Below are 12,399 nucleotides of genomic sequence, written 5' to 3' on the forward strand. Positions count from 1 at the left end.
GCATCATTCTACATTTCCGAAACACCTTTTCCTTAGCCCCACATAAAAAAAGCCAAGGAGCATCGGTGCTCACTTGGCTTTAACGATATATAGGCATACATCTGGTCATACTTGTGATGTCATAAGGGAAAGGGGGATAACCTTACATCTTGTCAAGTCGATCAAGAGATGTGTCCCGAGTTACGTATCATTTGAACATGATTTACAAGTCACAGGGGAATGACTTAAAAGTAGCTTGCCCAAATGATCGTTGCATTAATCATGTACCCCCAAAATTAGAAATGTATGCATATTTCAATACATTTTTTTATTTATTTTTTTGCTCTGCTACCATGACTCGGTTCCGTCCAGCTTGTTTTGCAAGATACAGCGCACTATCCGCAGCTTCAATTAATTTTTCTGTTGTGTCGGCCATTTGCGGATACACTGCAACACCGGCAGATAATGTAACTGGGCGACCACAAGGACTTATAGTATGTGCCAAAATATCACGCAGTTGCTCGGCCACCTGTGCCGCTTCCTCAACTGTAGTAGTTGGCAATAACATCACAAATTCCTCACCACCGTAGCGACAGCAAACATCTCCCTTACGAGCAACTGTTTTCATATTTTTAGCTAAAAATTGTAAAACTTTATCACCTACTGCATGACCATACGTATCATTAACACTTTTAAAATGATCTAAATCAAGCAAAATGAGGGCATGTGGCAAATCGTTCTCAAGCCACTCAGCTAGCATCGCGTCCATTGTTCGACGATTGGTTACACCTGTTAATGGATCTGTTGTAGATTGATCTTTAAAATAGGATACCTGACCCTGTAAAAATGTTAAACTCCGAATAAGAGCACTCTTTAGATAGTACACTTCAAAATACCAACCGCGTACAGATTTCAAGCCTTCTACATTTTTCGATTCCATGCTCTCCTCTGTTAATGTAGCTAATTGCTGTAAGGGATTTGCAATACGTGCCGCAGCCCAAAGGACAATTAAAATTGAAATTAGCATAAGCGGAATAGATTTTATAGCTACATCTTGTACTCTATCAAATGAAGGGTCTAATGCTACATCTAACGGTCTTTGAGCAATTACTCCCCAGCCTGTTAATGGTACGTTACTATAACCAGCAAGCATTTCTACTCCTCTGGTATTCATTACTTGCTGAGCCCCACTTTTTCCTGAAACCACTGCTTGGACAACTTTATTATCATTAACGATATCATTAACGCGACTGGGGTCCTGATGGTAGATAACGCGCCCATCTGAATCAACTACATACACATATGAACCATCATGATAATAATGCTCTCCGAGTAAATCATTAAAAACATTTCGTTCCTTTAAATAAATTGTCCCGCCTACCATTCCTAAATATTCATTTGTGTCTGAAAATATAGGATACGATATAAAAATAAGGAGACGCCCTGTCATTCCTTTATAAGGCTTTGAGACAAGAGGTTCCCTTTTAGATAAAGCCTCTTTTGCTCCAACAGATGTTAATACTTCACCTTGTACCTCTATAGATGGTGGTGAAATAGATAATACACGACCTTCTGCATTTGTAATAAGAACAGAGTTAAACATGTTATTTTGCTTTTTCAAACGCTCAGTTTCCTGAATCAATGCATTGTTATCATGCATTTTCGTCTTTATCGTACTGACGCTATACCCTAAAATCTGAAAAGATTCTTCAAGATAGGAACTTGCGGTTGTTGCTAATTTTTGTGCATATACTCGATTCGTTTCAAGCGTATTTTCTTTAATTGAGGTAACATTCATTCGGTAACCGCTCCAAATGCTACCAATGCCTGTTAAGAAAAAAGCAGCTAACGCAACTCCCATGATTAAATGCTTTAACTTTAACTGTTTTGATTTCATTTTCTACGTCTTACCCCTATTTTATTATTTACTCTATTATTCTATTAAAACACAAAAAATCACTTATTAAGAAAATTTATTATATTCAGAGAAGAATATTTGTCAAAATAGTGAGCTTTTCAAGACCCTCTTATAACAAGAGTAATATAGTAGAGGAAGTTCCAAATTTTTAGCATCGTTAATGGAACAAAAATATAGTAATTTATATCTATGGAACTTTTATTGTTTTGATAGATTTTTATTATAAATTTATTATTAGAAGAGGGTTTAAATATGTTGTTACGTAAAGTAGCTCCGATAATGGTTGGTTTTAGTATGGCTCTATGGAATACTTCTCTCAATCCAAATAAGTCAGCTCGTTCAATTGTAACAAATACACAAAAATCTTTGTCAATATCTAGCTTTCAAAGTGAATATAAAATGAAATGGCATCGAGTAGAGACGGACTACTCCCAATTTTTCCTCGTAGGCAAACATAATTCCAATGAGGTTGGAGGATATGAAACACGCACTGGGTATAGCGTATTCGGTATTCGTATCGGTGCTAATCGAACAGATGTGAATAAAAAATACGGTCTTCCACTTAGAGCAATTCACTATCAAAACACAAGCTATTTGCTCGATTACAAAAATAGTGAAGGCAATACTACACACGGGACCTATTTGATTGATCATCACTATGTTACTTTTTTCTATGATTTACACAATAACAATATTGTTCGTTCTATTATTTGGATTAATGCCAAAACAGAATTAAGTAAGTATGGTTATTATGGTAAGCCTTCCAAAGAACTACGAACAGGACTTGAAGATTTAATGGTTGACCTAATTAACCATGAGCGAGTTATAGAAGGATTACAGCCACTCATTTATGACAAAGTGTATAATCCTATTGCTCGGCTGCATAGTAGCAATATGATCACACATCAATTTTTTAGTCATGAAGATCATAATGGTGATCATTCCAATGACCGCCTCACTGCTGGTGGAGTTAATTACTATTGGTATGGCGAAAATATAGCCCATGGTCAGCACAATAGTATATTTGCCCATGAAGCACTGATGAACTCAAAAGGCCACCGTATAAATATTTTAAGAAAAGAATTTACACATATATTTGTTGGTGTCTGCTTTAATGACAACGGTGCGCCCTATTATACAATTAACTTTTATTCTAAGTAATTTGAATGGTTGAAGTTTATCAGCGCTGACCAATAGTACACAAAAATCTCTATGCAGAAATCTATTGCATAGAGATTTTTTGTAACCTTATCGTAATCTGTAAGGATACTTTAACTTCTTTCAGCGGATTTAGCTGAAAGAAGTTAAAACGTATGCCCTTTTTATAAGTTGATTGATTAAACCAAACGGAACGAAACCACCCACACGTTATGAGGATAATCCCACATTCTGAATATTTTTACTTTTATCGTTATTCTGACATATAATTTTTCAACTAAATATTTTATAATAAAATTTAACATAGTCAAGCCATTAATTCTTCTGTTATAATACTGATAATTTACAATAACTCTGTATTAATACAGAGTTATGCACGCTTTTCACAAAATGGGGATTATGAGAAAAGCGCTACAATACATTCTTAAATAGAAGGCGTTGTAGCCTACACAAAAAGGGGTTGGGAGATTTGGGTATTTTAAAGGGGTTAAAAATTCTCGATTTTTCTGCATTACTACCGGGACCAATGGCGACAATGATATTTGCTGATTTAGGCGCAGAGGTTATTCACGTTGAATCATCAAAGCGCGTAGATTTAACGCGTATTATGCCACCTTATGACGATGATCATGAGGCGTATATTCATCAACATTTGAATCGCTCTAAAAAGTCATTAACATTAAATTTAAAATCGCCTGAAGCTATAGAGATTGTTAAGGCACTCGTTAAAGAATACGACATAATTATCGAAGGATTTCGACCTGGTGTCATGCAACGACTTGGCATCGGCTATGAGGCTTTAAAAGAAGTAAATCCTAAAGTTATTTATTGTGCTATTACAGGCTATGGACAAACTGGACCGTATAGCAATCGGCCTGGGCATGACAATAACTATTTATCATTAGCTGGTATACTTGATTATTCACGTCATAAAGATAAAAAACCTGTCTCAATGGGTATTCAGCTAGCTGATATTGCTGGGGGCACAATGCATGCAGCGATTGGAGTACTTGCAGCTGCTTTACATCGTGAAAAAACAGGTGAAGGGCAATATATTGATATAAGTATGACCGATGCTGTATTTTCGCTCAATGCTATGTATGGGTCTGCCTATATTGGCGGTGATCGTGTGCCTCAGCCCGAGCAAGAAATTTTAAATGGTGGCAGCTACTATGATTTTTACAAAACAAAAGATGGCCGATTTTTCTCAGTAGGGAGTCTTGAGCCTCAATTCCGCAGATTGCTTTGTGAAGCGCTTGATATTCCTGAGCTCATTGATAATACTTTTAATGATTCATACTATACACAAATTCGTTTTAAAGAGGCTGTCCATGATGCGTTCTTATCAAAGACTTACGAAGAATGGCTTGAAGTGTTTAACGAGAATTTCGAGGGATGTGTCGAACCCGTATTAACTTTTCCTGAAGCATGCGAACATCCTCAGCTCAAGGCTCGTGATATGATTGTTGATATTCCCAAAAGCGACGGCACTACGCAAAAACAAATTGCATCTGCTTTTAAGTTTAACGATGTTAAGCCGCAGTACAAGCATGTAGGTGCTAAGCTTGGAGAGCATAATGAAGAAGTGTTATCTTCACTTGGCTATAGCGCCGAGCAGATTGCAGTCTTAAAGGACAAAGGGGTTTTAGAATAATATCATAAGCGCCAACTGCAAGAAATAAAAAAAGTGTCTAATGTTGCATTTATCACATTAGACACTTTTTTGTATTTCTAATCAATTAGGCCTCGGCACAATTGCGTTCGGAATCGGAAAGGAGTTAAACATATGCACTAATAAAAACTCGTAGCTTTTCGAAATGCTCGTCAATGAGTAAATATTTTTTATAAATTTCCATTAATTTTTCAAAAAGCTCATACTGCTCTGTTACAAATAAAACCTTTAAAATATTGAGCATATGCAAGGATGCACTCTGTGCTACCAAATTGTAAGGAGTTTCTGGCTGACGGTAATGTCGACGCCATTCTTCCACAGACAAGCCGACTTGCTGTAATGAATTATTAACATGTAGAGCAATATCCTGCTGAACAAACGCCTCCATTGCAATAAATTGCTCATTACTATAGTTACTCTGTACTAAAGTGGCATGTATTTTTTTATTGGATGCTAGTACATGTTCCTTTAAAAGGAGGAGCCCCTCTTGATAACGTCCCATTTTTACATAATGATCAAGCAGTACTGCATACAAGTTTTCTAAAAAATTAAGTTCATAATTTTTAATAATGGCAGGAGGTGTTGGCTTACGATTCGGCAATAACTCCTTATACTCCAATAAAATCTCTATCGCGTAGTTATTAAGTCGTTCATCTTCTAATAAATACTCACCGTAGTAGATAACAGTTTCATGATTTTTTTCCTTATGTGCTATATGAAATAGAAGATATGCAATCAGAACTTTTTCTTTCTCTGTCAATGCATACATCGAATAACGCCAATCCGCTTCAAAAGAAGTAATTAGAGCTTTTACGCATTGATAATCCCCTTCTGATAAACGATAGTGCGTTACAATTTGGTAGAGATGTAACTGCTTTTTCGCTAAGCAAGTAGAATTATGGTTATCCACATAAGTTATACACTTATCCAGAATTTTTCTGTGATTATTCACAAAGTTATTCACATGTGCATAAGTTTCTCTTGTAGAATATTCAATATGACCCATCATTTCATGGATAAATGTGAATTGTTCTAATGGTTTGTGGATAAATAGTGAATAAACTTTTTTCATGAAAAGCCAATGCCAAAATCGGGCATCTTCTTTATAAATCATATGCACTAAATATTCATTCTCAAATTTATATAAAAATATAGTTTGTAGTTCATTGACTGGCATAGTAATTTGCATTCGCTTCCCGAAAATTAGCCAGATTAATCGCTCTAAGTCCATTGTATGCTGTGCAAAAAGCTGCTCAAAAAAGGTCTCCTTGCCTTTTTGCGTATAAAAAAAAGCATTGAGACGTTCATTGACAAATTTAGTATCTAAACCATGCTTGTTAAAAAAAGTTTGCATATCTGTCGTTACACGGCCCCAATATTTTCGTGCAGTTGAAAACGCAATATTCATCACTGTTTCCTCATTCACTAAAAATAAATTCGGTGAAAGTGCAGTACCTAGTATTTTCGGGTCTGCCTGTGAGTCACTCTCTGCCTCTAACCATTTTGAAAGTAATTTTTCAGCACCCTTTTCACCACTTTGTTTATATGTCATGAATAACTGCTCATCACAATCCAACAGCATGCAACTGGAGCCCCCCATCAAATTCAACCAACAAAGATCTTCCCCTATCGTGTAAAATAATTGTCTAATTGATTACTCTTTCTTCAATATAACAAATCTTATCCAACATATGCTAAAAAATCGTGAAGAAATGACAACAAAAGTATTAGTCAAAATCGACAACTTCAGCTATAGCAGCATAAAAAAAGCCATCTATAAAGCGAAGATACTTCATAGACGGCTTATAAGATTAAGTTTCGGTTTAAAAAATGGCAAATGAGCTCATTGGACAATCACTCATAAGTTGGTAGCCCATTCGTATTGTCACCAATAGCTCATTGCCTTCGCTAGTCAAAGCTAGCGCCATATTACGCACAACTAAAGAAAGCTATGCATTATTCACCAATACAATCGAGAAAAAGCATTCTCACAACAGTAGACGAGCGACCAACAAAATAGTTACAAAAAAATACGTCAAATTTTTGACGTATTTTTTCTGCTCCGAAAGCGTAGCGGCAGGGGCAAAAGGTTTTCAAATTCATCAAATTTTTGATGGATTTTTTTCTGCCCCGAAAGCGCGACTTTTTTCCGCCACTTGCTTCAATTTATTCCTCACCAAAACAAAGGATATTTCCGCGTTTCTCGTAGATTATTTATCACAAGACCAAAGAATACGATAATGAGAGCGCCTATAAGAACGGGCATTACTAGATAGTTCCATCCATAGCCCCCTAAGATAATAATAATCGGATTTGCTCCGGCTGGCGGATGAATGATTCCTAATAGGGACATTAAAAAAATCGTTAAACCTACGCCAAGGCTAATTGAGACAATGCTCGTCCCTAACAGCGAATACATGATTAAGCCGATAAAAGCTGAAATCAAATGACCTCCAATAATATTTCTAGGTTGGGACAATGGCGCATTCCAAACGACAAATACAAGTACACAGCTCCCACCAAGTGACGCCATTAACCATGGCGCCCCTGTATAGTTCGTCAACCAAAGCAATACAAAAATACATATTAATCCACCGATTGCACCTGTTATAGCATCAGCAAAATTTGTTCGTGAAGGAGCATGTCCCCCACCTTTCATCTTGAATATGTATGTTTTAATAGGGTTTGTTTTTTCTCTCTTGTCTTGCAAACGTACGAAATCTGCCATAAGTCACCTTTTTTCTATCCAAAATTCTAAAAAACTGTATCGATTTTTTGTATATTCTAAGCTTGTTCTATTATAGCAACTAGAATTCCACTTCAAAATGTAAAATTTTAGACATAACTACCTCGGCATAATTGCGTCCGAATTTCACCATACAAAATTCAGTTATTTTTCTCCCTATAACAAAAAAGCAAACTATGAAATTTTCTAGTTTGCTTTCTTTTAAGGCTTCTCAGCATTTAATCATATTGTTTTTTCACTGGCTTATAAATACGTGCTTTTTTTAATACTGCTTTAGGTACTTGGAAGGTTGCTGTTACGACTCCTGGATGACGACCAATTTCAATCGATCCTGTTATCGTCGCTCGATTCATAACCTCTGGCTCGCTCATCTCAAAAAGCCTTGCTGCACGGCTTATAGCATTAGTCGTGGCTTCATTTAATGATGTTCCAGAGCCAACAATTGATACAGGTAATACTTCCTCCACTTGTTTTACGCCGAATTCCTCTGCAAGCTCACGTGCACGTCGTTTTTCTTCCTTTGTAAAAGGTTTTGCCGTATAAGGTAAATCCTCTGTATTTGGCAATAAAATAGGGCCATCCAAAGCTACTTTTTTCAATACACTTACCTGAAGTTGAACAATACCGGCAACATCGGTTGTATGTCCTGCAATTTCACCGTCCCCTTGCATTGCGTGCATATCACCTATATACACACCGCCACCTGGAACCTTTACTGGACAAATAATCGTTGCACCTTCACGAACACGGCTTATATCCATATGTCCATCTGTACGGTGTGTATCTAATTCATTTTGAGTAAATGCATATTCATGTGGTGCACCGATTAAAAACGATCCAAAATCACCAGCATTATGGGAGTCTGGCATCGCCTTTGAAGGCGTCGTTCCAAGTTGCCCTAAAAACGGTCGCATTCTTGCCATAACACCAATCAAATCACTTGGTGCTAATGCAACTACAGGATTTTGCACAGAATTTTCAGGTGTACGCATATAATTTTTCGCATCAAGAGCAATACGGCGAGCCCCTTCTCGCCCAACAGTGACACCAATATTACCTTTATGATCTAGTGCCATCGTATAGCCATTCGTCATGTTAAAAGGTGATGTTTCTGTATCACATGTCGAACAGCGAATGGATTGTCGACCTATCCCTTTGACAACTGTACTTGGATGAAGCTTACCGCAGCCTGGACATTTTACTGATACGAATGGATCTCCAATGAATCGATCTGTAATTACCTCATCGTGCCCAGATGCTGTTGCTAATGATGTTACCTGGATTGATTTAATCTTGATAACAATGGCGTCTCCTACCTCTGCCCCTTCTACAAATACAGGCTTTGTTACTTCATGCCCACCACGAATCGTTGGTGTTAGCATCGGGCCCCAACATCCTGGCGTCGTATTAGCAATAATTGTTCCACCGTCTTTGACAGGTCCAAGCATTTTCTGTTGTGGATCTAAAATACCATCTATGAACTCATTTACGAATAATGTTTCGGCGGCTTGTGACTGCTGTACAAGGTCATCACTTTCCATTTCTTCTTTTTCTAGCATTTGCAACTCGTTTATCATTTTTCGTCACGCTCCTAGTTCTGATTTTATGTATATACTTATGTTAAAAATGCTCTCTACAAAACGTAGAGAGCTATATTCCTTAATTGTTCATGTATAAATCAAATATGTGTGAGAAATCTTCTTTCTTGTATTTGTCCTTATGGTCAATCATCCAATTATTCGCAAAACGTGTAATCTCCTCGAATGATGCAGATGGTGAGACATTGTCATTTCCGATACGACCAATGGATGAAGAAGCAACGGATAAACTCTTTTCTGCCACCTCGAGCTTGTATGCATTTTGCTTTTGCTCATAGCTGATGGCATGCAACGCTTTATATAAATCTCTAATGTCATCGATAAAACGTTTATGAATATCAATTGATAATGGTGTATTGTCGATTGTAAATTTAATTTCGACATCAAGGTCAATAGTTCCTGCTGTTTCGAGGAATACATCACTAATATTGTGCATTGAGTAGTCGTAACGACGCAGTAAACGCTTTTTGCTCATCGCGCTTTCACCGTCTACATGAATAATCGCACGATTTGTAAAGCAATACTCATCTGCCTTCGTCTTAATTAAAAAATAAATTTTCTCATCAATTTCATGTAGGATAAAATCATCTGCATCCGTCTTATCATAGTCCTTACGAGTGATTACTACCCCAATATCTGAAAGTCCGAGCGCGTCTGCTGCTATTTTTTTAAACATTGTTTACCTCCTTAAATGGTTGATACTCTTATTACGCTTTACATCTGTAAAAAGTTTCAAATAGCCTGAGTACTCTTACTAGTACTGATCTGTGCTTTTCTCTTTTATTTTTTAAATTCTGTGATAAGTTCATACATCATTCCGCCTATCATTTTTGATACCTTAACTTTATTGAAAATCCAAAAATCCATCGAGAACTCATTAGTTACTTTTTCCGCAACCTAAAGTTGCATCGTTGATTTTAAAGGCTTTTCCACAAAACTCTTGAGACCTGTACGTGTTTAAATATAAATTTTTCAGCTGAGTATACAAAGCATTATTTCCCCCTTTATAAGTAACTAATTGGTCTTTATTTTATTAATTCAAGTTTCCTTTTTTAAGCATGTTTAATTTATAATGAGTCACATAAGTGAAACTTCAATCGGTAACTTTAATAAGGAATTGCTTATCGCGCTATCATTAAACTTATTAGCCATAAGCTATTCTTAAAATTCTAATGACGATTTACAATAATAAAAAAGAAAGGACGTGTGAACAATGCAAGAACCAACTATTCTAGTGGTGGATGATGAGGCAGATTTAGCAAATCTTCTAAAAGTCAGCCTACAAAGAGAAGGTTATAAGCAAATTCATACAGCTGGCTCCATTCAAGAAGCATGGACGGGCTTTCAACAGACACAACCTGATATAGTACTTCTTGATGTGATGCTTCCTGATGGCGAGGGCTACGATTTATGCCGACGTATTCGAGAAGTGTCGCATGTGCCAGTGCTTTTCATGTCTGCGAAAAATGAGGAAATCGATAAAATTTTAGGACTTGCGATCGGAGGAGACGATTATATTACGAAACCTTTTAGTCCTAAAGAGGTTGCCTATCGTGTGAAGGCACAGCTTCGCAGAGCAGGCTACCAAACGCAAGAAACAGCGCCAGTAACTTCCGTGCAGTCTATTCAAGTTGGTCCATTCTTGCTTAATGGGGATGAAACGGAGGTACATAAGGACGACGTTTTATTGGAGCTAACGGCGAAGGAAATTGGCTTGATGGCTTGCTTTATGAATAATCCTAATCGAATTTTAAGTAAAGAAACTCTGTTTGAGCGTGTATGGGGAGAGGACTTTTTCGGCTCAGACAATACCGTCATGGTGCATATTCGACGTCTGCGTGAAAAGGTTGAGAAGGATGCATCAAAACCTGTGTATATTACAACTGTAAAAGGGCTTGGCTATAAATTTGTCGTTCCAAAAGAGGAGCAAGTATGAAATGGAAATTAACAGCTAGATTCCTTCTGTCTGTGCTGTCTATTGTTATTATTGTTATTTTCGTAAATACAGCCATTCTAATCGGGCTCCTCTCTTATCAGCTAACAAATGATTATGATGGGGGCATTGCAGATACAGAAGAAAACTTTGTCCGGGACTTCCAGAAGTATATTAAAATCAGTAATGGTACGCCTTCAGTAAGTGAAGAGGGGCTTCAACACTTACATCAGCGAAATGCTTGGATTCAATTGCTTGATGTTAATGGTCAGGTTCTTGAATCTCATTTCGTACCAGATAAGGCTCAGTCACACTATACACCCATCGATTTAATTCAAGTATATAAATATAAAGAATTTGATGCTGATACTACGGTGTATATAGGCAGTAAAGATGATGTTAGTTATCTCATTGGTATTAAGGGTAGTGATAGTACAAGATTAGTCATGCATTTTTCTGGCTCATCAGTATTACAGTTTATTGGCAAGTTTGGGTTATTCATAGTTATTGCTGACTTATTAGTGGCTACATTAGTTGGCTGGCTTTTCGGCCGAACGTTGACCAAGCCTCTGCATGCAATGATTGAACGTATTCGCCATTTAAAGAATCATGATCATATGCCTAGTAAAATGCCAGGTGGTGTGTACAAACCAGTTTTTGAGAATTTAAACGAAGTATCGAGAGAGCTTGCTGCACATGAGCAGGAACGTAAAAGATTAGAGATGATGCGCGAGGAATGGATCAGCAATGTCTCACATGATATGAAAACACCCCTTGCCTCGATTCGTGGTTATTCGGAACTACTGAATGATGGAAAATTAACTCCTCATGAACAAACAGAATATGCTCAGATTATCGAAAAACAATCATTGCATATGCAAGATCTACTGGATGATTTAAACTTAACTATGCGATTAAGACATCAACAGCTTCCGCTCAGCTTAACCGAAGTAAATATGGTGCAATTTATCCGTGAAATCGTTATTGATACACTCAATACACCACAATACGAGCAGGCCAATATTGAATTTAATGCAACTAAAGATGTCATCAAGTATCACATCGACGAACACTTTATGCGACGAGCAGTGATGAATTTTTTACACAATGCATTGCTTCATAATGCTTCTGATGTTGCAGTCAATGTTCTTGTTGATGATACTACTATTACAATCTCTGATAATGGTAAAGGCATTTCTGCCGAAGATCTTGAACATATTTTTGAGCGCTATTATCGAGGTACAAATACTGAGCAAACGCATGGTACTGGGTTAGGTACCGCTATTGCTAGAGATATTATCGAAGCGCACGGAGGAACTGTAACGATTACCTCTGAAGAACAACAAGGTACAACTGTCAGCATTCAATTATCAGAAGAAAAAAAGGAGTAGCCCT

9 protein-coding genes are annotated in these 12,399 nt (G+C 37.1%); 4 read left to right on the forward strand and 5 right to left on the reverse strand.

All coding sequences use genetic code 11. The features are described 5' to 3' along the window. Window positions 1-307 precede the first annotated feature (307 nt). Window positions 308-1,876, reverse strand: coding sequence for a sensor domain-containing diguanylate cyclase (locus tag ACQKNC_RS18225; protein ID WP_427426163.1), 1,569 nt, complete (start codon window positions 1,874-1,876; stop codon window positions 308-310). A gap of 273 nt (window positions 1,877-2,149) precedes the next feature. Between ACQKNC_RS18225 and ACQKNC_RS18230 the strand changes: the two genes are divergently transcribed. Both ACQKNC_RS18230 and ACQKNC_RS18235 read left to right on the forward strand, forming a co-directional pair. Then, the gene (locus tag ACQKNC_RS18230; protein ID WP_427426164.1) at window positions 2,150-3,058 is read left to right on the forward strand and encodes a CAP-associated domain-containing protein; all 909 of its coding nucleotides are present in this window, start codon (window positions 2,150-2,152) and stop codon (window positions 3,056-3,058) included. Between the two features lie 466 nt (window positions 3,059-3,524). Beyond that, a complete protein-coding gene (locus tag ACQKNC_RS18235) occupies window positions 3,525-4,709 on the forward strand; it encodes a CaiB/BaiF CoA transferase family protein (RefSeq protein ID WP_427426165.1) in 1,185 nt (394 codons plus the stop codon). Between the two features lie 124 nt (window positions 4,710-4,833). On the opposite strand, the gene ACQKNC_RS18240 is transcribed toward ACQKNC_RS18235, so the two are convergent. The 4 genes from ACQKNC_RS18240 to ACQKNC_RS18255 form a co-directional block, all read right to left on the reverse strand. Continuing rightward, window positions 4,834-6,309, reverse strand: coding sequence for a hypothetical protein (locus ACQKNC_RS18240; RefSeq protein ID WP_427426166.1), 1,476 nt, complete (start codon window positions 6,307-6,309; stop codon window positions 4,834-4,836). A 591-nt stretch (window positions 6,310-6,900) separates the two neighbouring features. Beyond that, window positions 6,901-7,455, reverse strand: coding sequence for an HPP family protein (locus ACQKNC_RS18245; protein ID WP_427426167.1), 555 nt, complete (start codon window positions 7,453-7,455; stop codon window positions 6,901-6,903). 236 nt (window positions 7,456-7,691) lie between these two features. Continuing rightward, window positions 7,692-9,050: an acetamidase/formamidase family protein gene (locus ACQKNC_RS18250; protein WP_427426168.1), complete on the reverse strand. Its 1,359-nt coding sequence runs from the start codon at window positions 9,048-9,050 to the stop codon at window positions 7,692-7,694. 82 nt (window positions 9,051-9,132) lie between these two features. Beyond that, complete coding sequence (locus tag ACQKNC_RS18255) at window positions 9,133-9,747, reverse strand: PH domain-containing protein (RefSeq protein ID WP_427426169.1); 615 nt, start codon at window positions 9,745-9,747, stop codon at window positions 9,133-9,135. 537 nt (window positions 9,748-10,284) lie between these two features. Here ACQKNC_RS18255 and ACQKNC_RS18260 point away from each other — a divergent pair. Next, a complete protein-coding gene (locus ACQKNC_RS18260) occupies window positions 10,285-11,007 on the forward strand; it encodes a response regulator transcription factor (protein WP_427426170.1) in 723 nt (240 codons plus the stop codon). Further along, window positions 11,004-12,395 (forward strand): sensor histidine kinase, encoded by a 1,392-nt coding sequence (locus tag ACQKNC_RS18265; RefSeq protein ID WP_427426171.1) that lies wholly within the window; start codon window positions 11,004-11,006, stop codon window positions 12,393-12,395. Before ACQKNC_RS18260 ends, ACQKNC_RS18265 begins: the two co-directional genes overlap by 4 nt. Window positions 12,396-12,399 lie beyond the last annotated feature (4 nt).

The organism is Lysinibacillus sp. NPDC094177 (genome assembly GCF_050279145.1).
Taxonomy (GTDB): Bacteria; Bacillota; Bacilli; order Bacillales_A; family Planococcaceae; genus Lysinibacillus.